The sequence below is a fragment of the Halopiger thermotolerans genome, from assembly GCF_054654555.1.
On record NZ_BAAIEU010000001.1, the window covers coordinates 218,386 to 243,263 of the forward strand.

Here is a 24,878-nt window from a genome sequence, read left to right on the forward strand (position 1 = left end):
ATCCGGTATCGTCGTCGGACTCGCGGTCCGATCAGTAGCCCTCGAGGTCGTACAGTTCGCCGTACTTGTCCTCGACGTACTCGAGGAAGTGGTCGGCCGTGAGCTCCTCGCCGGTCGCCTGCCGGATCAGCTCCTGCGTCTTGTACTGTTTGCCGTACTGGTGGACGTTCTCGCGGAGCCAGCCGTTGAGCGCGTCGAAGTCGGCCTCGCGGATGTCGTCGTCGAGGTCGCCGAGTTCGTCCTCGGCGGCCGCGTAGAGTTGGGCAGCAAGCACCGACCCCAGCGAGTAGGTCGGGAAGTAGCCAAAGGAGCCGTGCGACCAGTGGATGTCCTGCAGGCAGCCCTCGGCGTCGGTCTCAGGGCGAACGCCCAGGTACTCCTTGTACTTGTCGTTCCAGACCTCGGGGACGTCCTCGACCTCGAGATCGCCCGAAATGAGATCGCGCTCGATCTCGAACCGAATGACGATGTGGAGGTGATAGGTGAGTTCGTCCGCCTCGACGCGGATGAGGTTGTCGTCGTAGACCTGATTGGCGGCCTCGTAGGCTTCCTCGGGCGTGACGTCCTCGAGTTCGGGGAATCGTTCGCGGGCGATCGGCAGGAAGTGCTCCCAGAAGGGCCGCGAGCGGCCGACGTGGTTCTCCCAGAGCCGGGACTGGGACTCGTGGACCGAGAGGTCGCGGGCCTCGCCCAGCGGCGTGCCGTAGCCCTCGTCGGGGAGCCCGAGCGTGTAGTTCGCGTGGCCGAACTCGTGGATCGTCGAGGTGATCGACCCCAGCAGGTCGTCCTCCTCGAAGCGGGTGGTCACACGAGCGTCGAACTGCGTGCCCGAGGAGAACGGGTGTGGCGCGGTGTCGAGGCGGCCGCGGTCCCAGTCGTAGCCCAGCGAGTCGAGCACGTCCCGCGCCAGCGCCTCCTGATCGTCGTCGTCGAACTCGCCGGCGAAGGCGTCGGTCGCGAGTTCGACGTCGCTGTCTTCGACGTCCTCGATCAGCGGGACGAGTTCGTCGCGCAGGTTCTCGAGCACCCGTTCCGCGGTCTCGAGGTCGATGTAGGGCTCGTACTCGGCGAACAGGACCTCGTAGGGGTCGGCGTCGGGATCGACGTGTTCCGCGTACTCGCGCTTGAGGTCGACCAGCTTCTCGAGGACCGGCGCGAACGTCTCGAAGTCGTCTTCCTCCTTGGCCTGCTTCCACTTGGGGTGGGCGTTGGCCGTCGTCTCGGAGATCTCCTCGACCAACTCCTGGGGGACGCTCGTCTCGCGGTCGTACTGGCGGCGGATCTCGCGGACGACCGCCGCCCGTTCCTCCGAGAGCTCCGTCGACTCGAGTTCCTCGAGCAACCGGCCGGTCTCGTCGGCGGTCAGCAGTTCGTGGCTGATCGAGGACAGCGTCGAGAGCTGCTGTGCGCGGGCCGGCGTCCCCTCGTCGGGCATGACGACTTCCTGGTCCCAGCGCAGGATGCCGGCGGCGTTGCCGACGTTGGAGATGCGCTGGACTCGCGACTCGAACTCGTCGTATGCGTCAGTCCCCTCGCTCTCGCTCCGGGCCTGATCGGTTGCCATGGGCGGTGGTACACGAGGAACCGGTATCAACCTCGTGGTTCCGGTAGTTCGGCGGCTTTCAGCCGCCCGCGTTTCCGCGCGACCGCGGCGGCCGTAAAATCACTGTAGAATGTGCAAGCCGTGACCTGTTCGGCCACACCGACCGATACCTACGCGTACGCATGGTCCTGGCATCGGTCGTCGTCTTCCTCGCCAGCCTCTGTATCGGCGCGCTCGGGATCTACGTCGGCGCCCGGGTCGTCGTCGGCGCGGCGGGTTACGGCCGCGCGATCGTCACCGCGCTGATCGGGGCGATCGTCTGGGCGCTCGTCGGCTTCTTCATCGGCTGGGTGCCGCTGCTGGGGCCGATCCTGGCGCTGCTCGCGTACGTCGCAGTGATCTACGGTCGGTACCCCGGCGGCTGGACCGCCGCGGGGATGATCGGCCTCGTCGGGTGGGTGACCGTCCTGGTCGTCCTGCACGTCCTCGCGGGGTTCGGTATCACGGGGTTCAACGCGGTCGGCGTCCCTGGCATCTAGCGGGACGGGCAAAGCCGGCCGCGCAGTCCCGATCGGCATCGGCATCGCCACCGCCATCGACGGCGACTCGCCGCGTCCGGCGGCGCGACTCGCGGTCGCGGGCGGATCAAGAGTTATCCGACGCGACCGAGACGTCCGACACGATCGATGGGATTCTTCGAGAATCTGGGCCGGAAGGTCGGGGAGTTTACGCACGAGGCGAAACGGGCGGCCGACCAGGACGCGGCCTACGCCTGTACGGACTGCGGCGAACGCTTCCACGCGGCGCAGGAGGAGTGTCCGGCATGCGGCAGCGACGCGATCACCGAGCGGCAGCCGAGTTCGGCGGACGAGGGTCCCGGCCCTGACCCCAACTCAAGCACGGAGTCGGACGCCGAACCGTCCGCGGTCGACGGCCAGGAGGGCGTGGACGGAGACGGACGGACGACCGAGTGACGCCGCGATGACGAACTACGGCCAGGCCTCCGCCACCCGCCGGTAGGTCTCCTCGCACCGCTCGAGCACCTCGATCGAGACGCTCTCGTCCGCGGTGTGGGCCTCGCCGGGTTCGGCCGCGCCGCAGACCACGCACTCCGTGCCGGCGTCGGAGAGCCACCCCGCGTCGGTCGCGTGGGGTTTCGTGACGAGCTCCGGCGAGCCCGATTGGGCCGCGTCGGCCGCCTCGAGTACGGTTTCGGCGAACTCGCGGTCGTCGCAGCGCATCGGCGGCAGGTCTTGATCGACGGTCCACTCGACGCCGTCGACGTCTTCGACGCGCTCGAGGGCGGCCCGTTCGCCGGGAACCGTCCGCTCGTCGACCGTCACCTCGCAGCGGTCGGGAACGACGTTCCACGCGGTGCCGCCCTCGATCTCGGTGACGACGACGCTGCCCGCGAGCCGCTCGCCCGCGACGTCGACGGCCGGCGGCTCGAGGTCGCGGACGACGTCGACGGCGTCGGTCGCGCGGTAGACGGCGTTCTCGCCCGCGTCGGCCTCGCTCGCGTGGGCCGCCGTGCCGCGGGCGGTGATCGTGCTGGCCCGGCGCCCCTTGTGGGCGAGGGCGACATCCGTGACGCCCGGGCTCGAGTAGCCGGTCGAGCCTTCCCCGACGACGGCGAAGTCGGGCGCGAACCCTTCCTCGATGGCGTGGCGCGCGCCGACGCCGCCGACCTCCTCGCCGACGAAGCTCGCGAAGACGAGTTCGCCGGCGGGGTCGGCATCGCGGAAGGCGAGCATGGCTGCCGCGACGGCTCCCTTCATGTCGGCCGTGCCGCGGCCGTAGAGGCGGCCGTCCCGTTCCTCGACGACGTACCCGCCGTCGTCGGCGAGCTGCGAGTCGTCGGGCTCGACGACGTCGTGGTGGCCGACCAGCGCGAGCGACCGGTCGCCCGTCCCCTTGCGGGCGATCACGTTGCCGGCCTCGTCTCGGGTGACGTCGGCCGCGGTCTCGCGGCGGAGCCACGCCTCGATCTCGTCGCCGACGGCGGTTTCGTCCTCGTGGCTCGGCACGGCGACCAGCTCGCGGGTCAGTTCGGCGACCGTCGTTGTCATGGTCTCGCGGGGCTACTCGCCCCGAACCCGTGAGTGCGTCGGTGCGGCGGATCGACGGGACCGCGACGTGGATCGAGCGCGAGGGCGAGGGTCGGCGAGACGGGACGGGGTCGGCGGACGCGAACCGGTGGCACCGCTTCGAGTGCATCGGCGCGTCGAAAACGGAGCCCTCGAGCGTCGGCGGATCGTTTCGAACGGGCGATCTCGCGGATCTCGTCGCTCTCGTGTCGGGGCTCGAGGGGGGCGTTCGAGCCGGGCAGTCTCGAACGCCCGGCACTGTCAGAGGCACACGACAACCACTGGCGCGGGGTCACTGACCGCCGCTTGTGGCGTTGACGAGTGGCGCCTATCGCGGCGCACTTGGAGGTTGTCCGAACACTACCCTTACCTTATCGAATGAACGGTCGTTCAACCCGTGAATATCGGTCGGGAATCGAACATGGCCCGAACTCGGTACGCACGTCGACGGCCGCGGTGACGCGGTGCGTATCGACCGGCGCGCGAGCTGCCACCATTAGTTAGTTCGACGACACCAACAGAAGTAATAATGCCCCGCGTGAACCAGACGATAGCCAATGGGTTACGATTGGGGGAAACAACTGTTCTCGTCGCCGCACCGGCTCGAGGTGCTCCGAGAACTGCGGTCGGCCCCCGCGGACACGCAGACGCTCACCGACGCGCTCTCGATCTCCCGAGTGACCGTCCAGCGCCACCTGAACCGGTGTTGCGAACTCGGGTGGATCCGGAAAGTCGAGGGGCGCTACGAACTCACGCCGCTGGGCGAGCGCGTCTGCGAGGCGACGACGACGTACCTCGACCGGCTCGCCGTCCTCGAGTCCCACGCGGACGTCATCGACGGGCTGGCGGCCATCGACGACGGGTTCGATCCGCTCTTGCTGACCGACGCGACCGTCTCGGTCGCCGAATCGAACAATCCCCACGAGCCGATCAGCCACTACCGGCGCGCGATAAGCGGGGCGACGACCGACGAGATTCGCGGGATTCTGCCCGTGTTCAGCGAACTGCTCGTCGAGGTCCACCGCGACCTCCTCGAGGCGGGCGTCGAGACGGAACTGGTGACGCCGCGATCGGTGCTCGAGGCGGCGCCGCCGCCGGACGGGCCGATGGACGGCGCAGAGTTCACCCTCTACGTCCTCGACCGGCCCCTCGAGTTCGGCGTGACGCTGACCGACGAGCGCGCGTTCGTCGGCCTCTACGACGAGGGCGCGTTCGTCGCGTGCATCGAGAGCGACGAGGAGGCGTTCCGTGAGTGGGTCGCCGACGTCTACGAGACGCACCGCGAGGCAGCGACGCGACTGTCGCTCGAGGCGAACGGGGGGAGAGCCGACGGCGACCTCGATGCTGGCTCCGACGACGGCGCCAACGACGACGCTGCCGACGCCGACGACCCGTGAGGACCCGTGACGGCCCGTGAAGACGCGTCCCGCACCCTTTTACCTGCGAAGGGCGAACCGTACGACATGAACGTCGTGCCGGACACGAGCGTGGTCATCGACGGCCGCGTCTCGGCGACGATTGAAGACGGGCAGTTCGAGGGAGCGACGATTTCGGTACCCGAAGCCGTCGTCGCGGAACTCGAGGCGCAGGCCAACGACGGCATCGAGACCGGCTGGGACGGTCTCGAGGAGCTCCAGCGGCTCGCCGACTTAGCCGACGAGGGCGTCATCGAACTCGAGTACGTCGGCGAGCGGCCCAACGCCATCGAGCGGGGCCACGCCTCCGAGGGCGAGATCGACGCCCTGATCCGCGACCTCGCGGAGGACCTGGGCGCGACCTTCCTCACCAGCGACATCGTCCAGGCGGAGGTCGCGAAGGCGAAGGGTCTCGACGTCGAGCACGTCTCCCCCGAGGTTCGGGAGGTTGACGTCGGGACGCTCACCGTCGAGAACTACTTCGACGACCAGACGATGAGCGTCCACCTCCGGGCGGGCGCCGTCCCGAAGGCCAAGCGGGGCGAACTCGGCGAGATGCGGTACGAACCCATCGCCGACGAGCCCTTGGACGAGGAGACGATGGACGAGTACGCCCGGGAGGTCGTCGACGCCGCGAAGGAGTCCTCCGAGGGCTTCCTCGAGCTCTCCCAGCCCGGGATGAAGATCGTCCAGTTCCGGGACTACCGGATCGCGGTCGGTCGCCCGCCCTTTTCCGACGGCATCGAGATCACCGCCGTCCGACCGATCGCCCAGACCGACATCGAGGACTACGAGAACGCCGCGGAGCTCAAGGAACGGCTGCTCGAGCGCCAGCGCGGCGTCCTGATCTCGGGTGCGCCGGGTGCCGGGAAGTCGACCTTCGCCCAGGCGGTCGCCCGCTTCATCTCCGATCACGACTACGCGGTCAAGACGATGGAGAAACCGCGGGACCTGCAGGTCGGCCCGGAGATCACCCAGTACACGGAACTGGGCGGCGAGATGGCCAACACGGCCGACGCCCTGCTGATGGTCCGTCCCGATTACACCATCTACGACGAGGTCCGCAAGACCGACGACTTCGAGGTCTTCGCGGACATGCGCCTGGCCGGCGTCGGCATGATCGGCGTCGTCCACGCGACCCGGCCGATCGACGCCCTGCAGCGGCTCGTCGGTCGCGTCGAACTCGGGATGATCCCCCAGGTCGTCGACACCGTGGTCTACATCGAGGCCGGGGAGGTCGACACCGTCTACGACGTCAAGACGGAGGTCAAGGTCCCCGCGGGCCTCACCGAGGAGGACCTCGCTCGCCCGGTCATTCAGGTCACCAACTTCGAGACCGGCGAGCCCGAGTACGAGATCTACACGTTCAACCGCCAGGTCGTCACCGTCCCCCTCAAGGACGAGGAGGGCGGCCCCGGCAGCGAGTCCGGCGTCGACCGCATCGCCAAGCAGGAGATCGAACGGGAGATCCGCTCGGTCGCGCGGGGCTACGTCGACGTCCAGTTGAAAAGCCAGGACCGCGCGGTCGTCTACGTCGAGGAGGACGACATCTCGAGCGTCATCGGCAAGGGCGGCGGGCGGATCACCGACATCGAGAACCGCCTGGGGATCGACATCGACGTCCGCACCCACGACGAGAATCCCACCTACGGCGCGGGCGCCGGCGGTGCCAACGCGAGCAGCGACGGCGGTGGCGGTCAGACTGCGGGTCAGATGGTCACGCCCGAAGTCACCTCCCGCCACATCGTCATCCCCGTCGATGGCAACCACGGCGAGACCGTCGAAGTCCAGGCCGGCGGCGACTACCTCTTTACCGCCACGGTGAGCCGCGGCGGGGAGATTCAGGTGTCTCGAGGGAGCGCGATCGCGGACGAGTTAGAGCAAGCGATCGACCGGAAGGACCCGATTACGGTCGTTCCGTCGTAAACGGGTAGCGGTTTCCACCCCCTCGTTTTCGCCGCCGTTCGGTCGGTCTATCGGACGCTGTCTCGAGCGCCACACTCGGCGCCGCGAACCGGACGACATCGCGTACCCTTTTCCCCGCACCGACGGACGGGACCGTATGCACGAGAATTCGGTCTACGACGAGCTCGGCGTGCCGACCGTGATCAACGCGGCGGGCACGAAGACCCGCATCGGCGGCAGTCGCATCCGCGAGGAAGCCCTCGAGGCGATGGCCGACGCGGCGGATTCGTTCGTCAGGCTCTCGGACCTGCAGGCGGCCGCCAGCGAGCGCATCGCCGAGGCGACCGGCGCGGAGGCGGGCTACGCGACCAACGGCGCGGCCGGCGCGCTCGTGCTGGCCACGGCGGCGTGTATCGCCGGCACCGATCCCGGCGTTATGGCCAGGCTTCCCGACACCGAGGGGGTCGCGGACGAGATCATCATGCCGCGAACCCACCGGACGGGGTACGACCACGCCCTTCGGACGGCGGGGGCAACCATCGTCGACGTCGGGACGAACGACCGCCGTCTCGGCACCGGCGCTCGTGACGTCGAGCCGTGGGAGTACGCCGACGCCATCGGCGAGGACACGGTCGCGATCGCCCACGTCTACAAGGCCTACGGGACGCCGCCGCTGGCCGAGGTCTGCGAGATCGCCCACGAGCACGACCTCCCGGTGATCGTCGACGCCGCCGCGGAACTGCCGCCCGTCGAGAACCTCTCGTGGTTCACCGAGCAGGGCGCTGATCTGGTCGCGTTCAGCGGCGGCAAGGGGATCCGCGGCCCGCAGACGACCGGCATCCTCGCCGGCCGAGCGGACCTGATCGAATCCGTCGCCTTCCAGCACCTCGACACCCACGCCGCCGCCGACGTCTGGGAGCCCCCGCGGGAACTCCTCGACGCGGACGCGATCGACGGCGTCCCGAAACAGGGGATCGGCCGCCCGCTGAAGGTCGGCAAGGAGGAACTCGTCGGCCTGCTCGCGGCGCTCGAGGCGTTCCAAGAGGAGGATCACGACGCCGTGCGGCGCGAGTGGCGCGAGCGCGTCGATCGCATCGCCGCATCACTCGAAACGGTGGACGGGCTTTCGCCGTCGATCGACGACTCGGAGGCGTCCGTCGCCCCCGAAGTCGAGGTGCACGTCGACGAGGCGACCGCAGGGTGTTCCGCGACCGAACTCGTCGGTGCGCTCCGCCGCGAGGAGCCCCGAGTGTTCGTCGGCGCGGACGCGCTGCCCGCGGACCGGTTCACCGTCAACCCGATGTGTCTCACCGACGAGGAGGCCGACTACGTGCTCGAGCGGATCGACGCGATTTTCGAGTCCTGACAGCCAGTATGGCGACTCGGCACTGAGAGCGGGAACGGTGGCCGCTCGGCAGGGAGAGCCCTCTCGAGGACGAGACCGGAGATACTTCGGACGCTAAAACGTGGGCGGATTCGTAGGTTTACGAACTCGCATCGTTTAGAAGATACGACGACCGTTCGATCGTCCACTCCATATTTCCCTACTAGCTGTTTAAGGATTAGCCATAAGTACGGGACGAATGTTTGGGGAAAGTAGGCAGAACGAAGTGATCCGACCCAATGAGTACTGAAACGAAGACGTTCGTCTATTCGGATGCAGAAAGCGAGAACGAGCCGTTTATCACCGGTCCGGCGGGTCTCGAGGCGGCCCACGACCGGATCGTCGGCGAGATTCGGACGACCGTCGACGACGCGGGTGCCGAGGGCGTCGTGGTGGCGATGAGCGGCGGGATCGACTCTACGGTCACGGCGGCGCTGGCCGTCGAAGCGCTGGGCAGCGAGCGCGTCCTCGGGCTCGGGCTGCCCTGTCACAAGAGCGAGCGGACCGGCGTCAGCGAAGCCCGAACCATCGCGGAAGGTCTTGGCATCGACTTCCGTGAAATCCAGTTGCGGCCGCTGCTCGAGGCCTTCGAGGAGACGGCGACGCCGGTGCTCGAGCCCGACGCAGACGGTGACCGCCCCGCCGAACGGAACCGCGCACTCAGCAACGCGATCGCTCGACTGCGGATGGTCTGTGCGTACTACGCGGCCAACCGCCGCTCGAAGCTCGTGCTGGGCACCGCGAACCGCTCGGAGCTGTTGCTGGGCTACTTCACGAAGCACGGCGACGGCGCCGCAGACGCCTACCCGCTGGGGGACCTCTACAAAACCGAAGTGCGAGCCCTCGCAGGTCGGATCGGGATTCCGCGCCGGATCGTCGCCAAGGAACCCACGGCCGGATTCTGGGCCGGCCAGACCGACGCCGACGAACTCGGCGCACCGTACGACGACCTCGATCCGTTCCTGACCCGGCTCGTCGACGAGGGACGGTCGATCGCCGACGCGGCGTCGGGGCTGGGAATCGACCGCGAGACGGCGCGCTCGATCGCGCAACTCTGCGCCGAGACGGCCCACAAGCGAACGACGCCGCCGACGCCGGGCGTCGGTGACCGAACCGAGTCGCTGCCCGCGTTCGGCGACGGGTCGACGGACTCCTGACGGACGGCCTCGAGCGGCGACTTACTCGGCCTCGAGCCGGTACAGGTCGGGGTTTCGCCACCAGAACAGCAACCAGGCGACGAGGAAGCCGCCGCCCATCGCGAGGATGTCCTGCAAGAATCGCGAAATGCCGAACCCGGAGAGTACCGCGATCACGGTCGTCGCACCGATGATCGCCCCCAGCAGGACGAAGACGATATCGCCGACGATCCGCGCGCTCGAGTGCTCCCAGTAGTGTTGGCGGTGGTCGTCGTACCAGACGCCGACGTAGATCAGTATGGGCGCCATGGTCGCGATGACCGTGACGACCTGGTACTCGTCGGCGAGGCCCGCTTGGTCGAGAAAGACGTTGCACAACTGCGCGACGATCGACGCCGCGAAAAGGCCGATCACCAACCAGCCCCACCGGGGAACCCGCTCCTTGTCCATGCGGGGGAACGGTCACCGGACGGAAATAATCCTTGTCGTTCGATCGGTGGCGCGGTGACGCGTGAACGCAGTTACTCCGCGCAGCAGGCGTCCTTTTTCGGGGACTCGTCGACGCCGTTCCCGTCGGCCGCCATCGGTTCCTCGAGGCGGTAGAGGCTCTGTCGGGCGTCGGCGAAGTAGATGTCCTCGTCGACGATGCCGATCTCCTCGAGGCGCTCGAGCGCGTAGCGGACCGTCCGGGCCGAAAGCATCGACTCCTCGACGATCTGTTTCTGGGTCAGCGGGCCGTCGTACTCGAGAACCTTGAAAACGAGTTTGGCGCTCGGTGGCAAGTCTTCGATCTCCTCCCCGTCGGTCTCTGCCATATTACGAATCGAAAACTCCCAGCAGTATAAAAGTTGAGCCTTACGACCGGCCGTCGCAGATAATTTCCTTCTCTTTGTAGAAGTAATATGTATTTGTGGCCCTCGAAGCGCCGGAATACCGTATTTGACTGGCCAGTCAGGATGTTCGCCGTCGGCGGCCGCCGGGCGACCCTATCCTTCGCCGATCGCCCGATCCTCGTCGGCCCACTCCTGCTGGCGCAGCTCGTACTTCTGGATCTTCCCGGTCGCCGTCTTCGGCAACTCCTCGACGTACTCGATCCGGCGGACGACCTTGTAGCTCGCCAGCCGGTCGCGGGTGAACTGGGTCAGCTCGTCGGCCGACACCGGCGGATCGTCCGGATCGCCGTTCGACGGCACGACGAACGCCTTCGGCGTCTCGCCCCACTCCTCGCTTGGTGCCGGGATCACCGCCGCGTCCGCGACCGCGTCGTGGTCGAACAGCGTGTCCTCGAGTTCGATGCTCGAGATGTTCTCGCCGCCGGAGATGATGATGTCCTTCTTCCGGTCTCGGATGGCGATCAGCCCGTGCTCGTCGACCGTCGCGAGATCGCCCGTGTGGTAGTAGCCCTCGCGGCGCTCCGAGAAGGCCTCCTCGGTGGCCTCGGGCTTGTTCCAGTAGCGGTCCATCACCTGATTGCCGCGGACGACGACCTCGCCGAGCGTCTCGTCGTCGCGGGGCACGTCCTCGCCGTCCTCGTCGACGACGCGGACGTCGGTGCCGAGCACGCCCATCCCCTGGCGCTTCTTCAGCGAGAAGCGGGTGTCCTCCTCGAGGAGGCGTTCGGGCGAGATGGTGATCAGCGGGCCGGTCTCGGTCGCGCCGTAGAGGTGTTTGAGCCGCCAGCCGAACTCCTCCTCGACGGCGCGGATGGTGGCCTCGGGCGGGGCGCTGCCGGCGGTGGTCACGCGCACGTCGTTGTCGCCGGTCATCTCGGGTTCGCCTTCCTGCTCGTAGTAGTCGATGAGCTGGTTGAGCACCGTCGGCGCCGCACAGAGGAACGAGACGTCCTCCTCGCGGATCCGCTCGACGACCTCGTCGGCGTTGACGCCGCGGGTGCAGACGTGTTTCGCGCCCAGCCCCGTCACGGCGTAGATGTGTCCCCAGCCGTTGACGTGGAACATCGGCAGCGTCCACAGGTAGACGTCGTCGTCGGTGAGCTCGTGGTAGATCGACAGCAGGTAGGCGTGGATCGTCTCCGTCCGGTGGGTGCGACAGACGCCCTTCGGATCGCCGGTCGTGCCTGAGGTGTAGTTGATCGTGATGATCTCGTCCTCGGCCATCTCGGGCCGCTCGTAGTCGGGTTCGGCCTCGGACAGCAGCGTATCGAAGTCCTCCCAGTCGCCCTCGACGGCGTCGGCGTCGTTCGTTACGAACGTCTCGGTGGGCACCTCGTCCCGGATCGCTTCGATCTTCTCGGCGTACTCGTAGTCGGCGTAGACGGCGTCCATCTCGGCGTCGGCGAGCATGTACGCGTAGTCGTCGGGCGTCAGCCGGTAATTTAGCGGCGCGTGGATCGCCCCGATCGACATCGCGCCGTAGGCCGCCTCGAGGTGGTAGTGGGTGTTCGGGTCGAGCACCGCCACGCGGTCGCCCTTCCCGATCCCCCTGTCCTGCAGCGCTCGAGCGAACCGATCGACGCGGTCGCCGAACTCGTCGTAGGTGAACCGCTCGCCGTCGGTGCCGACGATCGCCTCCTGATCGCCGTAGTGGCGCCGGGCCTGCTCGAGGAAGTCGGTCACGAGGAGTGGCGTCTCCATACCAAATACATAATGAACGACCATGTAATAGATTGCGGTCGCTCGACCGAGCGCGGCGAGCCGCGACCGGCCGCCGCGAACGGACCGACGCAGACCGGCGGGGACCGGCGCAGACTGGCGCGTGTCGACAGCGCTCGAGATGCGGGGTCGCGCCGTCCGGTCCCCAATGCGAACGGCTTTTTAGCACCGCCCCCGGAGTTGCGTCCATGTCGACCGAATCGATCAGCGACCGACGCGAGCACATCCGCTCGGTCGGCGTCACCGCGCTGGCCGCGCTGCTCGGAGTCGCCGCGGCGCTGGCCTCCGCGGCCGTCACCGGCGATCTCCCGGCGAGGGAAGCGGCCGGCCAGACGCTGCCGCAGGCGTTCGTCGTCGTGGCGATTCTCGTCCAGCTCGTCCTCCTCAACATCACGAGTATCTACGACTCGGACGAGTTCGGCATGAAGCACAACCTGTACGTCGCCTTCATGACGTTCGCGTTCTGGTTCATCACCTGGGGAATCCTGCTGACCTCGGAGGCCACGGCGTAACCCATGGCAGACGATAGCATCGCCGTCGTCGACCTCGATCGGTGCCAGCCCGACCGGTGCAGCTACGAGTGCAAGAACTACTGCCCGCCCAACCGCACCGGTAAGGAGTGCATCACGCTCCGCGGCGAGGAGGCCGACGAAGGACAGCCCGAACAGGTCCGGATCTCCGAGGAGATCTGCCTCGGCGAGAGCTGCGGCATCTGCGTCGAGAAGTGCCCCTTCGACGCCATCGAGATCATCAACCTGCCTCAGGAACTGCAGGACGATCCGGCCCACCGCTACGGCGAGAACGCCTTCTCGCTGTACGGCCTCCCCGCCCCGCAAGAGGGGAAAGTCACCGGGATCCTCGGGCCGAACGGGATCGGGAAGACCACCGCCGTCCGCATCCTCGCCGGCGAACTCGAGCCGAACCTCGGTCGCCACGAGGAGGAAATCGACTGGGACGACGTCCTCGAGGCGTACCGCGGCACGGAACTGCAGGACTACATCGCGGATGTCCGCGACGGCGACGTGACCGTCGCCCGCAAGCCCCAGTACGTCGACCAGATTCCCGAGACGTTCGACGGCAACACCCGCGAACTGCTCGAGCGGACGAACGAACGGGGCGCGCTCGACCAGCTGGTCGAGCGGCTCTCGATCGAGCCCGTCATGGAGCAGTCGATCGACGACCTCTCGGGCGGGGAGCTCCAGCGGGTGGCGCTTGCTGCGACGCTGGCGCGGGACACGGACTTCTACTTCCTCGACGAGATTACGCCGTATCTGGACATCGGCCAGCGGGTCACCGCCGCGCGCTTGATCCGCGAACTCGCCGAGGAAGAGAACAAGTCGATGCTCGTCGTCGAGCACGACCTCGCAATCCTCGACCTGCTGGCGGACACGCTTCACGTCGCCTACGGTGAGCCCGGCGCGTACGGTGTCGTCACCCCGCCCAAATCCGTTCGGAATGGTATCAACGAGTACCTCTCGGGCTACCTCGAGAACGAGAACATGCGGATCCGGCCGGACCCCATCCAGTTCGAGGAGCACGCGCCTCGGACCGCGACCCACGGGGACGTGCTCGTCGACTACCCCGACCTCACCAAGAGCTACGGGGACGGTGAGTTCACTCTCGAGGTCGAGGGCGGCGAGATTCACGAGAACGAGGTGCTTGGCATCGTCGGCCCGAACGGGATCGGGAAGTCCACCTTCGCGAAGCTCCTGACGGGCAACTTAGAGCCCGACGAGGGCGACGCGGACCTCGATCTGGACATCTCGTACAAACCGCAGTACGTGACCATCGACCAGCACATGCGGGTCGACGCGTTCCTCTCCTCGATCACGGACCAGTTCGGCTCCTCGTACTGGAACACCGAGATCGCTCAGCCGCTCCAGCTCGAGCGGATCATGGAGCAGAACCTCTCGGACCTCTCCGGTGGGGAGCGCCAGCGCGTCGCCATCGCCGCGTGTCTCTCCGACTCCGCGGACCTGTACCTGCTGGACGAGCCCTCGGCGCACCTGGACGTCGAACAGCGCGTCCAGGCCACCAGCGCCATCCGGCGCTACGCCGAACAGCAGGACGCGACCGTGATGGTCATCGACCACGACATCTACATGATCGACCTGCTCGCGGATCGCCTGATGGTCTTCGACGGCGAACCGGCCGTCCACGGCCACGCGGGCCAGCCCCAGTCGATGCGCGACGGCATGAACGAGTTCCTCGCGAACCTCGAGGTCACGTTCCGCCGCGACGAGCGCACGTCCCGGCCGCGGATCAACAAGCCCGACTCGCAACTCGACAAGGAACAGAAGAGCGAGGGCGAGTACTACTACGCGCCCTGAGTCGGCCCCTCAGCGGTCGCCGGACGGTCGTCGGTTTTCAGTTCTCGTCGCAGTCGCTCGGACCGGTTCGAATCGGAGACTCGGTAACTCGGAGAATCGAACGAGCAGTGATCGCTCCCGACCTCGAAACGCGAGCCGCGAGCCGAAGTCAGCTAATCAGTCGCTGACAACTGCCGCAGAGGTTCTCCTCCTTGATGTCGACCTCGCGAACCGTCGGCGAGAAGTTCATCACGCAGCGATTGTTGTCGCAGTGCTCGAGGCCGTAGGTGTGGCCGATCTCGTGGACGATCTCCTTGCGGACGCGGTCCTCGAAGATTTCCTCGGCGCTCTGGTTCGAGAAGCCGCCGTCGCTCGAGGTCTGCAGGCGGTAGGTCGAGACGACGCTGCCGCTGCCGTCGAGGTAGGCCAGTCCGAAGACGTAGTTTCGCCGGCGGTAGAAGAGGTCGTGGGGCGTGATGGCGATGTTTTTGTCTCCGCGGCCGACTCGTTCGGCCAGTTGGATGAAGGATTCGGCAGAGTACTGGTTCCGGCCGGAGTCGTACGCGCCGTTCGGAACCGACTGCGAGTCGTTGATCGAGACCTCGCAGTCGTATACCGATCGCAACGCCGAGGAGGCGGCCCGCTTGACCTCCGCGGGGACGTTGCCGACCGGCACGATGTCGACGAGCATGGCAACCGCTATGGGCGCAGAGGCCATAAACGTCCCGCCGTGCCCCACTCTCGCCGCCGGCCGGACGCAATGATCGATTACCTCAGCGAGCACGACCAGGTAGTCGAGATCGGGATCGGCCGCCGGACCGACTTGGCGGCCGCGCTCGCGAAAGCGGGTGTTTCCGTGACGGCAACGGACATCTACCGGCGCGAGGTTCCCGAGGGCGTCCGCTTCGTGCAGGACGACATCGTCGATCCGGACCCGTCGATCTACGCCGACGCGGACGCGATCTACGCGCGGAACCTGCCGCCCGAACTCCACCGGCCGGCGCTCGAGGTCGCCCGCGAGGCCGACGCCGACTTCTACTTCACGACGCTGGGCGGGGACCAACCGGCGGTGCCGGTCGAGCGGAGGACGATCGAGACGGGGACGCTGTACGTGGCTCGCACCGCCGGACCCGGAGCCGGAGCCGCCAGCGAGTGAGACCGCGCCTCGAGCGGGCGGCGAAACCGACCGTCTTTATTCCGACCGGCCCGTTCGAGGGCGTATGAACGCAGACGCCGTCGTCCTCGACATCGACGGAGTGCTCGTCGACGTCGCCGACTCCTACCGGCGCGCGATCGTCGAGTCCGTCGACCACGTCTACGACCGTACGATCCGCAAGGAAGACATTCAGGAGTTCAAGGACGCGGGCGGGTTCAACAACGACTGGGAACTCACCTACGCCGCCGCCCTCTACGTGCTCGCGACGGGGGAGGGGTACGACGAGTCGATCGCGGAGTACACCGATCGGATCGCCGACGCGGGGGGCGGCCTCGAGGCCGCCGAGGCCGTCGTCCGCGACCGGATCGGCGCCCGAGCCACCCAGCGCGTCAAAGAGCGCTGGGATCGCGAGCGACTGCGCGACGTCTTCCAGCAGCTCTACCTCGGCGCGGAGCTGTATCGGGGGCTCGAGGGCGGCGAGCCCGACGTCGAGACCGAGGGATTCATCCACGACGAGCCGGTGCTGCTCGAGGCCGACGCCCGCGACGCGTTGCTCGCCGAGTACGACGTCGGCGTCCTGACCGGTCGCCCCGAAGCCGAGGCCGAGATCGCCCTCGAACGGGTCGGACTCGAGGACGCCGTGGACCTCGAGCACCGGTTCACGATGGACGACTGGGAAGAAGGGAAGCCTCACCCGCGGGCGCTGACGACGCTGGCCGAGCGGTTCGACGCTGACGCCGTCGTCTTCGCCGGCGACACGTTAGACGACGTGCGGACGGCGACCAACGCCGCCGAGGCCGATCCGGATCGGGAGTACTACGGCGTCGGCGTGCTCACCGGCGGGCTCACCGGCGAGGAGGGCCGACGGAAGTACGAGGCCGAAGACGCGGCGGCGGTGCTCGAGTCGGTCAACGAGTTGCCGGACCTGCTTGCCGAGTAAGGCCGGTCGCTATTCATCGCCGGCCTCGGTGGCCTCGCCGGCCTCACAGAGCTCGTCCGGTTCCCCGGCTTCGCCCGCTCCGCTCGCCTCGCCCGCTTCCCCCGTCTCCCTTGTCTCCCCCATCTCGTCCGAGGAGAACCGCACGAACGTCAGCCAGAAGTCCTCGAACGAGCGGACGAGCGCGACGAACTCGTCGGGTTCGACCGGCTTCTGGACGTAGGCGTTCGCGTGGAGGTCGTAGGACCGGGCGATGTCCTCCTCGGCGTCCGAGCTGGTCATGACGATGACCGGCGTCCGGCGAAACGCGGGATCGGATTTGAGCGCGGTCAGGACGTCTTCACCGCTGACGCCCGGCAAGTGGAAATCGAGCAGGACGAGGTCCGGTCGCGGCCGGTCGGCGTGGTCGTTCCGCCGGTGGACGAAATCGAGCGCGCTCTCGCCGTCGGAGACGGTGTGGACGTCGCACGCGATGTTCGCGTCGGCGAACGACTCGTCGAACAGCCTGGCGTCCCCCGGGTTCGGCTCGACGAGCAGAATCGTCATCGCATCCTCGGTCAGCGGCCCTGCCATAGCCGGGGTTGGTCGGGGAGACTCAAGAGCTTCGCGGTGCTCGAGGTCGCTCCGGCCGGTCCTCGCGATCGAGCGGCTCGTCGCTCGAGGTGCCGGTCGCGGGGCGGAGTTATTTATTTCATGCGACAATATCAAAGCGATAACTGATGGGGCGACGCGCATGACCAGGACGATCCGACGGCTCCGCGCGACGGGACGAGCGGTGCTCGTCGAACTCGGCGCGGCGGTGGGTACCTTCGTCGGGCTGGCCTGGGCCGCGACGAACGCGGTGATGGCGATCGACGGCGAGTTCGGCGGCTCGATCGGCGCGCGCTCCGTCGCCGTCGTGCCGGAGGTCGCCGTCTGGGCCGGCGTCTTCGGCGTCGCCGTCGGCGGCACGCTCTGGCTCGAGCGCGGGGGCTACCGTCGCCTGGGCGCGAACGCGACCGGCGGGATCGACTTCGCCTGGCTCTCGGTCGTCGCCCTGCCCGCAACCTTCCTCCCCGGCGCCTACGCGCTCTCGCTGTTCGCCGACCTGCCCGCCGGAACCGCGAACCTGTACCCGCTCGGCTGCGCGCTGGTCGGCGCCCGACTCGCGTTCTACGGCGGCCTCGAGCGGCTCCGGTTCGACCGGATCGGCCCCGGCCGGTCCGGGGTCGCCGTGGCGGTCGCAGCGCTGGCCGTTGTCGCCGTCGCGGCGCTGGCGCCGGTCGCGGCCGTTATCGACCCGCTCGGAGCGGAGCGGGTGACCGAGTCGTCGCTCCGCGTCGCCGTCGCCTGCCTCGGGCAGGTGCTGGTGGTGCGTCTCGGGATCGGCGAGGGGAGCGCGGTCGTCCCGAACTGGCTAACCCGGCGCGCGTAGACGATCGGTCGCCCGAGAACGATACCAGTCTACCGCCGAGAACGAATCACGTCCCGAAGCCGGGATAGTCCGCGATGATCCCGTCGACGCCGGCCGCGGCGAGTTGCTCGAACTGGCCCCACGTCTCGACCGTCCAGACGTTGACCGCGCGGCCGTCGGCGTGGGCCCGCTCGAGTACGTCGATCGCCGGCTCGGCGGCCGGGAGGCCGGCGTACACCGTCGTCGCCAGCGGCACGCCGGCGACGGCGTTGCGCGGCGGGTGGATCGCCTCGCAGTCGTACCGGTCGGCGATCGTCAGGCCGGCCTCGAGGTCGTCCCAGATTAGCGGCGCGGCGGCGTACTCGGGCGCGGCCTCGCGGAGCGCGGCGAGCGCGCCCTCGCAGAACGACGAGAACAGGAGGTCGCCGTCGAAGGCGCGACACTCGGCGACGACGCGCTCGACGAACGGCGCCCAGACCGCGCGCCGCGCGTCGCGCTCGTCGGGCGCGAGTGTCTCGCCGAACCGCAGGTCGGTCGCCCCGGGGTTCTTCAGTTCGACGTTGACGCCGACCGCTTCGGGGACGGCCTCGAGCAGGGCGGCCAGCGTCGGCACCGTCTCGTCGGTGCCGAGGACTCGCGCGTCTCGTACCCCCTCGAGTGGCATCTCCCAGACGAACCCCTCGGCGTCGGTGAGCGGCCGGCCGTCGCGGAGGCGAGTGCCCTCGAGGCGCTCGTCGTGGACGACGACCGGCGTCCCGCAGGCGGCCGGCTGGACGTCGATCTCGATCATCGTCGTTTCGTCGCGGTCGGCGGCCCGAACGGCCGCGCCGACGGTGTTCTCGGGGGCGACGCCGGCGTAGCCGCGGTGGGCGATGACGGCGGGCCGGGAGCGCGTGCGGCTGGACATACCGGCGCAACGACAGGACGGGTAATGGAACCTGCGTTCGGATCGTCGAACGTCGACGGAACGGACGGCGGAATCGTCGGGCCGAGAGGTCGGGTGGCGTCTCCCGGCCACCCCTTCAACACCCTGCCCGTGGTCGTCGCTTCCGTGACCGATCTCACCCTCGCGGACGTCGAGCGGCAGTTGGATCGCGCAACCGATCTCGAGACCGAAGAAGCCGTTTCCGTCCTCCGGACGGCCCGCGAGGACCTGCGGGCGCTCGGCGACGATCCCGACGTGGACGAGGAGCGACGGCGGGCGCTCGAGGAGCGACTCGAGCAACGGATCCGCGAGGTGCGGAACCGGGACGCCTACGGCAGCGGGTTGGGCGCGTCGATGAATCCGGAGGAGGACGACGCCCCCTGACGGCCCCGTCGACGATTCGAACCCTAACAACCCTCGTAATCCCCGCCTACAAGCGGCGAGGGAGCGCGTTGTCCGGTTCTGCTCGAGTAGTCCGACCCAACGCCGCGAGCGGCGGCCCGCCGCCGCACCCGAAACGGCGGGTTGCGAAGTGAAACGGTAGGCCGTACTTTCGGTCCGCTTCGCGCTACCGACCCGGTATGCGGGGACCGACTCGACGGCGGGTGCTGCGAGGGATCACGACCGGGACCGTCGCGCTCGGTGCGACGGGCTGGGCGCGGGGAACCGACCGCGGCGAGGCCCGGGCCGCGACCGGAACGCGGGACACGACCGGGGGCGGGAACGGGACGGCGAACCTCGAGGTCGAAATCGTCGAGACGAACGCGCCGGTGCACGCGGGCGAGTACCTCGAGGTGACGACCGCGATCGCGAACCGCGGCTCGGCGGCCATGCGGACGACCGTCGAACTCATCGTGGGACACGATCCCAAGCGGTTGGGGCGCCGAGAGGTGCCGATCGACCCCGGCGAGACGCGCACGGTCGAGCAAGGCTTTTTCACCTATCCAGTGCCGTCGTACAGCGAGTTTCCGGTTCGGATCGAAACCGACGGCGGAGCCGACGAACAGACCGTCTCCGTGACCGGTGCGTCGGCGCTGTCGACCGCGCGGCCCGGCTCCGACGTGACGATCGAACCGGGGACCGAGGTGCTGTTCGAGGCCGGCGCGGTCGATCCGAACGAGTCCCAGTGGACCGTCTGGTGGCTCGACGGCGAGCAGGTCGCCGGGGGTCCCGGCGGCCCGTGGCAGTCGACCTACTACGGCGTCGCCGAGGCCCACTACTGGCGGGAGACGTTCGACTCGCCGGGTACATACGACATCGCGGCGGCCGTCCTCCCGCGGGAACGAGACGGATCGTACGCGGCCCGCTGGCGAGTCGAGGTGACCGGCGGCGGCCACCGCTCGCCGACGATCGAGCCGATTCGACCCGATTCGGGGGCCGTCCCGGTGACGAACGACGAACCGGTGACGTTCGAGCTCGAGGCGACCGATCCCGACGGCGGCCTCGATCGGGTCGTCTGGTGGCTCACCCAGGCCGATACGATCCTCGAGGTGACCGACCTCGAGGGGCGGACGGACACGGCGCGGCTGACGACGGACGCGGGCTGTCACACCTGTAGTATCATCCCGTGGGTGATCTGCGAGGACGGGACGGTCGCATCGCTGGACTCGTACTGGCAGTTCGGGGAGCTCGACGACGGTGGCGATGGCAACGATGGCGGTGACGAAGACGGCGACGGTGACGATGGGGCCGACGGCGACGACGGATCCGGCGACGGCGCGACGCTCGAGCTCTCGATCCGCACCACGAACTCGCCGGTCGACGCGGGCGAGTACCTCGAGGTGATCGTCGACATCACGAACACCGGGACGGAGACCGGCCGGCAGACGCTCGAACTGATCGTCGGCCACGATCCGAAGAAGCTCGACACGCAGGAGGTGGTCGTCGAACCCGGCGAGACGGGCGCGGCGACGCTGGGCTTCGAGACGTATCCGACCAAGCAGAACGAGCAGTTCCCGGTTCGCGTTCGCGGCGAGGACGACGCCGACGCGGTGTCGGTGCAGGTCTTCGCCAAGTGACGATCATCACGCTGCCGACGGACGGGCCGATCACCCGGTTTTATTCCGATTTCGGTCCCAGAGGCGCGTATGCGAATCGCACTGCTCGGCGGCACCGGCGACATCGGCGAGGGGCTCGCGCTCCGGTTCGGACGAGACACCGACCACGAGGTGCTCGTCGGCTCCCGCGATCCCGAACGGGCCCGGGACGCGGTCGCCGACTACGAGGAAACCCTCGCGGCCCACGGCGCCGAAGCGACCGTCAAGGGGTTCGTCAACGAGATGGTCACCGACCGCGCCGACGTCGCGGTGCTCGCGGTCCCGCCGTACCACGTCGGCGATACGATCGAGTCGGTCGAAGACGCGCTCGACGACGACACGATCCTCGTCACGCCCGCGGTCGCCATGCAACGCGACGAGGGCGGGATGCAGTTCCACCCGCCCGCGGCCGGCAGCACGACCGAGCTCGTCGCCCGGCGAGCGCCCGACGGGGTCCCCGTCGTCGGCGCGTACCACAACCTCCCGGCCGGCCGACTCGCGGACCTCGAGGCGGACATCGACTACGACACGCCCGTCGTCGGAACCGATCGCGACGCCGTTCGGACCGTCGTCGACCTGACCAACGAGATCGAGGGACTCCGCGCGCTCGAGGCGGGGCCGCTGTCGAACGCGGCGGCGATCGAGAGCCTCACGGCGCTGACGATCACGCTCACGATGTACAACGACGTCCACGACTTGGGCGTCAAGTGGCAGGAGTGACGCGACTGCCGACTCGAGTGCAACCCGGACCGGGCGATACCGGTCGCTACGGGGCGGTGAAACGGAGAGAAACGAACGAGACGGCCGTCCGCGGACCTGCCGTCTCGCGATGTCTCGGTGTCGCGACCCGGTAGTCGGTGCTGCGGTCTACGCGCCGGCGGACTCGAGGGCGTCCTCGAGGTCCTCGCGCTGGGTGACGCCGACGAAGCGCTCGACGATGCCGTCGTCGTTTTCGATGATCAGCGTCGGCAGCGAGCGGACCTGGTACTCGTTGGCCAGGTCCTGTTGTTCGTCGACGTTTACCTTCTCGACTTCGAAGCGACCCTCCCAGTCCTCCTCGAGTTCCTCGAGGATCGGATCCTGGGTTTTGCAGGGGCCACACCAGTCCGCGTAGAAGTCCTTGAGCGTGACAGTCATGCGGTTCAGCGCTAGTTGCCACGCGCCGCGCATAAGGGTTTCCCAGTCGCGCGCGCTTGCCGCAATCTCGGTGCGAACGGCCTGGGACGGCGTCGCCGGCGAACAGCCGGCTGACTGCCGGCGGCGGTCCGCCGGACGAAAGATTTAGTTCCGGGCGACCGTATGACCGCACATGGATAGTGGCCAAAACTCCGGCGGATTGATGTCCAGTGCCGGACTCGTCCGGTACTTCGACTCCGAGGACTCGAACGCGATCCTGATCAACCCCAAGACGGTCATCGCGACCGGCGTGCTGCTCGGCGTTCTCGTCCAGTTGCTGACCTTCGTCGCGTAATCGATTCGTTCGCTTCTCGCTCTCGATCGGTCACACCGGCAGCGACCGCGACGGTAACGGTGCATCGACGACCGTGGCCTCCAGTCGTCGCGGTCGCCGCTCGAGCGGCGACTGAACGGGGACGAAACGGCGGTCGCCGACGCGGACGCGGCCTTTTTGACCCCGCCATCCCTACGGGCGCGCATGTCACTGACCGCTGGCGTCGTCGCCGTTCAGGGCGACGTCGAAGAGCACGCCGACGCCATCGAGCGGGCAGCACGGGCCCGCGGCCACGAGGTCACCGTCCACGAGATCCGCGAGTCGGGGATCGTCCCCGACTGTGACCTGCTCGCGATGCCCGGCGGCGAGTCGACGACCATCTCCCGGCTCGTCCACGGCGAGGGGATCGCGCCCGAGATTCGGGACCACGTCGCTGCGGGAAAGCCGCTGCTCGCCACCTGCGCCGGCCTGATCGTCGCCTCGAGCGATCCGAACGACGACCGCGTCGACGAGCTCGGCCTGCTCGACGTCGCGGTCGAGCGCAACGCCTTCGGCCGACAGAAGGACAGCTTCGAGGCGCCGCTCGCTGTCGACGGACTGGCCGACGACGACCCGTATCCGGCGGTGTTCATCCGCGCGCCGGCGATCGCTGACGTCGGCGTCGACGCGGATGGCAAACAGGGCGATGCCGACCCCGAGATCCTCGCGACGTGGGACGGCCGCCCGGTCGCGGTCCGACAGGGCCCCGTCGTCGGAACCGCCTTCCACCCCGAACTGACCCCTGACAGTCGTATTCACGGGCTGGCCTTCTTCGAGAACGAGGCGGCGTCGGTGCCGACCCTCGAGGACGACGCAGCGGCGACGGAGTCGACCTGACGCGGCCCGCGCGACAGTCGCGATCGGTGCGGTCGCCGCACCGTCACGCGGCGCGTCGCGTGCATGCATTCGCGACCGGACATGTTTTCTCCCTCGCACGCGACGGTTGCGGTATGCAAGCATCCATCGACGCGGTCCGCGTCGCGGGAACCCAGCAGGGGCCGGTGCCGGTCGTCGTCTTGAGCGTCGACGACGAGGACGACGTCGTCCCCATCTTCATCGGGTTCGACGAGGCGACCAGCATCGCCCGCGGCCTCGAGGCCGAGGACATCGGCCGCCCCCTCACCCACGACCTCCTGCTGGACGTGATCGAGGAACTGGGCGGTCGGATCGACCGCGTCGTCGTCAGCGAGATCGAGGAGCGCGACGGCGGCCGCGGCGGCACCTACATCGCGGATCTCCACCTCGAGACGCCCCGCGGCGGAACGGTGATCGACGCGCGGCCGAGCGATTCGCTGGCGCTTGCCGCCCGGACGAACGCCGCGATCGAGGTCACCGAGGAGGTCTTCGAGAACGGCCGAGACGACAGCGACAAGTTCGACCAACTGGAAGACATCCGCAACGTCGCCGGTGAGATGTAGATGGACGACACGCTCGAAGCCCTGTTCGCCGTGATCGAGGATCGCAAGGAAACGCTGCCGGAGGACTCCTACACCGCCTCGCTGTTCACCCACGAGAAAGGCGAGAACGCGGTCCTCGAGAAGCTCGGCGAGGAGACGACGGAACTCGTCCTCGCCGCGAAGGACGACGACGAGGAGGAGATCGCCTACGAGGCCGCCGACATCGTCTACCACCTGCTCGTGTTGCTCTCGATGAAGGACATGGACCTCGCGGACCTCGAGGCCGAACTCGAGTCGCGACGCTAGCTCGCACCGAAGCGAGGGCGGTCGCCGGGACCGCCGCCGGAGCCGCCGATTCGACCGACATCGGGTCCGACGCTACCGCGTGAAATACCGAGTGCTCTCCTTGCAGTCGCCCGTGTTACGTTGATTACCGCGAGCGGTGACGGTAGTCCGCGATGGCGCTCCAACAACTCGAGCATGCGGACGACCAGATGCAGGAGTGTATCGACAACTGCCTCGAGGCGGTCCAGGTCTGCGAGTGGTGCGCGGACGAGTCCGCCGACCACGGCGAGGGGATGGCCCGCTGCATCCGGCTCTGCCGGGACGTGGCCGACGTCGCCGCGCTGCACGCCCGGTTCATGGCCCGGAACTCGGGCTACCACCAAGAGCTAGGTGAACTCTGTGCGGACCTCTGCGAGGAGTGCGCTGAGGAGTGCAGCCAGCACGACCACGACCACTGCCAGGCCTGCGCCGAGATCCTCCCGAAGTGCGCCGAGAGCTGTCGGGAGATGGCCTCGAGCTGAAGGGACGGCGTCGGAGCCGCGGGCGGTGCGGCCGCTTTCTCCGCGGTCACGTCCAACGCTCGAGCGGGCATCGTCGGTTCCGAAATCGAACGGGCGGCCCTAGTCTTCGTCCCGGTAGTACACCTCCGCGCTCGGGTCCGCACACCCCGGACAGCTCGTCGGCAGCCGATCCCGCAGCCGTCCCGTCTCTCCGCACGCTCCGCACCGCCACGTCAGGTGGACCTGATCGGCCGGATCCCGCGGCCTGCCGATCGGGCGTTCGGTCTCCGCTTTGCTCCGGAGTTCGCCGTCGGTGGACGCGTAGCTGGTTGCGGATCGCATCACGGCACCGACTACGCCCTGAAGTGT

At 68.2% G+C, this 24,878-nt stretch carries 29 protein-coding genes; 19 read left to right on the plus strand and 10 right to left on the minus strand.

Annotation, left to right across the window (positions count from 1 at the left end):
• Positions 1-31: 31 nt before the first annotated feature.
• Positions 32-1,564: a carboxypeptidase M32 gene (locus ACYQ26_RS01170; RefSeq protein ID WP_459806465.1), complete on the minus strand. Its 1,533-nt coding sequence runs from the start codon at positions 1,562-1,564 to the stop codon at positions 32-34.
• A 161-nt stretch (positions 1,565-1,725) separates the two neighbouring features.
• On the opposite strand from ACYQ26_RS01170, the gene ACYQ26_RS01175 reads away from it, so the two are divergent.
• Together ACYQ26_RS01175 and ACYQ26_RS01180 are read left to right on the plus strand one after the other, a co-directional pair.
• Entirely contained in the window at positions 1,726-2,082 is a 357-nt protein-coding gene (locus ACYQ26_RS01175) for a hypothetical protein (protein WP_459806466.1), read from the plus strand.
• Between the two features lie 147 nt (positions 2,083-2,229).
• A complete protein-coding gene (locus tag ACYQ26_RS01180; protein WP_459806467.1) occupies positions 2,230-2,517 on the plus strand; it encodes a zinc ribbon domain-containing protein in 288 nt (95 codons plus the stop codon).
• A gap of 15 nt (positions 2,518-2,532) precedes the next feature.
• Here the strand turns inward: ACYQ26_RS01180 and ACYQ26_RS01185 are convergent, their stop codons facing one another.
• Positions 2,533-3,612 carry a M20 family metallopeptidase gene (locus ACYQ26_RS01185; protein WP_459806468.1) on the minus strand — a complete coding sequence of 360 codons (1,080 nt, stop codon included), beginning with the start codon at positions 3,610-3,612 and terminating at the stop codon, positions 2,533-2,535.
• 575 nt (positions 3,613-4,187) lie between these two features.
• Here ACYQ26_RS01185 and ACYQ26_RS01190 point away from each other — a divergent pair.
• From ACYQ26_RS01190 to ACYQ26_RS01205, 4 genes are all read left to right on the plus strand, one after another.
• A complete protein-coding gene (locus tag ACYQ26_RS01190; RefSeq protein ID WP_459806469.1) occupies positions 4,188-5,027 on the plus strand; it encodes a helix-turn-helix transcriptional regulator in 840 nt (279 codons plus the stop codon).
• A gap of 66 nt (positions 5,028-5,093) precedes the next feature.
• Complete coding sequence (locus tag ACYQ26_RS01195; RefSeq protein ID WP_459806470.1) at positions 5,094-6,971, plus strand: PINc/VapC family ATPase; 1,878 nt, start codon at positions 5,094-5,096, stop codon at positions 6,969-6,971.
• A 136-nt stretch (positions 6,972-7,107) separates the two neighbouring features.
• A complete protein-coding gene (locus ACYQ26_RS01200; protein ID WP_459806471.1) occupies positions 7,108-8,316 on the plus strand; it encodes an aminotransferase class V-fold PLP-dependent enzyme in 1,209 nt (402 codons plus the stop codon).
• A gap of 257 nt (positions 8,317-8,573) precedes the next feature.
• Positions 8,574-9,491: an NAD+ synthase gene (locus ACYQ26_RS01205; protein ID WP_459806472.1), complete on the plus strand. Its 918-nt coding sequence runs from the start codon at positions 8,574-8,576 to the stop codon at positions 9,489-9,491.
• A gap of 21 nt (positions 9,492-9,512) precedes the next feature.
• On the opposite strand, the gene ACYQ26_RS01210 is transcribed toward ACYQ26_RS01205, so the two are convergent.
• The 3 genes from ACYQ26_RS01210 to ACYQ26_RS01220 form a co-directional block, all read right to left on the minus strand.
• Entirely contained in the window at positions 9,513-9,920 is a 408-nt protein-coding gene (locus ACYQ26_RS01210; RefSeq protein ID WP_459806473.1) for a hypothetical protein, read from the minus strand.
• Between the two features lie 71 nt (positions 9,921-9,991).
• The gene (locus tag ACYQ26_RS01215) at positions 9,992-10,285 is read right to left on the minus strand and encodes a MarR family transcriptional regulator (RefSeq protein WP_120245155.1); all 294 of its coding nucleotides are present in this window, start codon (positions 10,283-10,285) and stop codon (positions 9,992-9,994) included.
• A 171-nt stretch (positions 10,286-10,456) separates the two neighbouring features.
• Entirely contained in the window at positions 10,457-12,064 is a 1,608-nt protein-coding gene (locus tag ACYQ26_RS01220) for a long-chain-fatty-acid--CoA ligase (protein WP_459806474.1), read from the minus strand.
• Between the two features lie 206 nt (positions 12,065-12,270).
• Here ACYQ26_RS01220 and ACYQ26_RS01225 point away from each other — a divergent pair, with 206 nt between their 5' ends.
• Both ACYQ26_RS01225 and ACYQ26_RS01230 read left to right on the plus strand, forming a co-directional pair.
• Positions 12,271-12,594: an EMC6-like membrane protein gene (locus ACYQ26_RS01225; protein WP_459806475.1), complete on the plus strand. Its 324-nt coding sequence runs from the start codon at positions 12,271-12,273 to the stop codon at positions 12,592-12,594.
• A 3-nt stretch (positions 12,595-12,597) separates the two neighbouring features.
• A complete protein-coding gene (locus tag ACYQ26_RS01230) occupies positions 12,598-14,412 on the plus strand; it encodes a ribosome biogenesis/translation initiation ATPase RLI (RefSeq protein WP_459806476.1) in 1,815 nt (604 codons plus the stop codon).
• Between the two features lie 148 nt (positions 14,413-14,560).
• Here the strand turns inward: ACYQ26_RS01230 and ACYQ26_RS01235 are convergent, their stop codons facing one another.
• Positions 14,561-15,082: an archaemetzincin family Zn-dependent metalloprotease gene (locus ACYQ26_RS01235; protein WP_120245159.1), complete on the minus strand. Its 522-nt coding sequence runs from the start codon at positions 15,080-15,082 to the stop codon at positions 14,561-14,563.
• A 39-nt stretch (positions 15,083-15,121) separates the two neighbouring features.
• Here ACYQ26_RS01235 and ACYQ26_RS01240 point away from each other — a divergent pair, with 39 nt between their 5' ends.
• A complete protein-coding gene (locus tag ACYQ26_RS01240) occupies positions 15,122-15,547 on the plus strand; it encodes a UPF0146 family protein (protein WP_459806477.1) in 426 nt (141 codons plus the stop codon).
• Positions 15,548-15,611: 64 nt separating this feature from the next.
• Complete coding sequence (locus ACYQ26_RS01245) at positions 15,612-16,487, plus strand: TIGR01548 family HAD-type hydrolase (RefSeq protein ID WP_459806478.1); 876 nt, start codon at positions 15,612-15,614, stop codon at positions 16,485-16,487.
• A gap of 9 nt (positions 16,488-16,496) precedes the next feature.
• On the opposite strand, the gene ACYQ26_RS01250 is transcribed toward ACYQ26_RS01245, so the two are convergent.
• A complete protein-coding gene (locus ACYQ26_RS01250) occupies positions 16,497-17,057 on the minus strand; it encodes a response regulator (protein WP_459806479.1) in 561 nt (186 codons plus the stop codon).
• 160 nt (positions 17,058-17,217) lie between these two features.
• Between ACYQ26_RS01250 and ACYQ26_RS01255 the strand changes: the two genes are divergently transcribed.
• Entirely contained in the window at positions 17,218-17,898 is a 681-nt protein-coding gene (locus ACYQ26_RS01255; protein WP_459806480.1) for a hypothetical protein, read from the plus strand.
• Positions 17,899-17,944: 46 nt separating this feature from the next.
• Here the strand turns inward: ACYQ26_RS01255 and ACYQ26_RS01260 are convergent, their stop codons facing one another.
• Entirely contained in the window at positions 17,945-18,784 is an 840-nt protein-coding gene (locus ACYQ26_RS01260; protein WP_459806481.1) for a glycerophosphodiester phosphodiesterase, read from the minus strand.
• A gap of 144 nt (positions 18,785-18,928) precedes the next feature.
• On the opposite strand from ACYQ26_RS01260, the gene ACYQ26_RS01265 reads away from it, so the two are divergent.
• The 3 genes from ACYQ26_RS01265 to npdG all read left to right on the plus strand — a co-directional run bounded on the left by ACYQ26_RS01265 (position 18,929) and on the right by npdG (position 21,558).
• Positions 18,929-19,186 (plus strand): hypothetical protein, encoded by a 258-nt coding sequence (locus tag ACYQ26_RS01265; RefSeq protein ID WP_459806722.1) that lies wholly within the window; start codon positions 18,929-18,931, stop codon positions 19,184-19,186.
• Between the two features lie 197 nt (positions 19,187-19,383).
• Positions 19,384-20,820 carry a hypothetical protein gene (locus ACYQ26_RS01270; protein ID WP_459806482.1) on the plus strand — a complete coding sequence of 479 codons (1,437 nt, stop codon included), beginning with the start codon at positions 19,384-19,386 and terminating at the stop codon, positions 20,818-20,820.
• 69 nt (positions 20,821-20,889) lie between these two features.
• Positions 20,890-21,558 carry an NADPH-dependent F420 reductase gene (gene npdG, locus ACYQ26_RS01275; protein WP_459806483.1) on the plus strand — a complete coding sequence of 223 codons (669 nt, stop codon included), beginning with the start codon at positions 20,890-20,892 and terminating at the stop codon, positions 21,556-21,558.
• Positions 21,559-21,705: 147 nt separating this feature from the next.
• Here the strand turns inward: npdG and ACYQ26_RS01280 are convergent, their stop codons facing one another.
• On the minus strand, positions 21,706-22,008 hold the full coding sequence (locus tag ACYQ26_RS01280) for a thioredoxin family protein (protein ID WP_459806484.1): 303 nt from the start codon (positions 22,006-22,008) through the stop codon (positions 21,706-21,708).
• 139 nt (positions 22,009-22,147) lie between these two features.
• On the opposite strand from ACYQ26_RS01280, the gene ACYQ26_RS01285 reads away from it, so the two are divergent.
• The 5 genes from ACYQ26_RS01285 to ACYQ26_RS01305 all read left to right on the plus strand — a co-directional run bounded on the left by ACYQ26_RS01285 (position 22,148) and on the right by ACYQ26_RS01305 (position 24,530).
• A complete protein-coding gene (locus tag ACYQ26_RS01285; protein WP_459806485.1) occupies positions 22,148-22,309 on the plus strand; it encodes a preprotein translocase subunit Sec61beta in 162 nt (53 codons plus the stop codon).
• A gap of 183 nt (positions 22,310-22,492) precedes the next feature.
• Positions 22,493-23,164: a pyridoxal 5'-phosphate synthase glutaminase subunit PdxT gene (pdxT, locus tag ACYQ26_RS01290; RefSeq protein WP_459806486.1), complete on the plus strand. Its 672-nt coding sequence runs from the start codon at positions 22,493-22,495 to the stop codon at positions 23,162-23,164.
• Positions 23,165-23,277: 113 nt separating this feature from the next.
• A complete protein-coding gene (locus ACYQ26_RS01295; protein WP_459806487.1) occupies positions 23,278-23,745 on the plus strand; it encodes a bifunctional nuclease family protein in 468 nt (155 codons plus the stop codon).
• Positions 23,746-24,030: a phosphoribosyl-ATP diphosphatase gene (hisE, locus tag ACYQ26_RS01300; protein ID WP_459806488.1), complete on the plus strand. Its 285-nt coding sequence runs from the start codon at positions 23,746-23,748 to the stop codon at positions 24,028-24,030.
• Between the two features lie 152 nt (positions 24,031-24,182).
• Positions 24,183-24,530 (plus strand): four-helix bundle copper-binding protein, encoded by a 348-nt coding sequence (locus ACYQ26_RS01305; RefSeq protein WP_459806489.1) that lies wholly within the window; start codon positions 24,183-24,185, stop codon positions 24,528-24,530.
• Between the two features lie 99 nt (positions 24,531-24,629).
• Here the strand turns inward: ACYQ26_RS01305 and ACYQ26_RS01310 are convergent, their stop codons facing one another.
• Positions 24,630-24,851 carry a DUF7130 family rubredoxin-like protein gene (locus ACYQ26_RS01310; protein WP_459806490.1) on the minus strand — a complete coding sequence of 74 codons (222 nt, stop codon included), beginning with the start codon at positions 24,849-24,851 and terminating at the stop codon, positions 24,630-24,632.
• Positions 24,852-24,878: the final 27 nt, after the last annotated feature.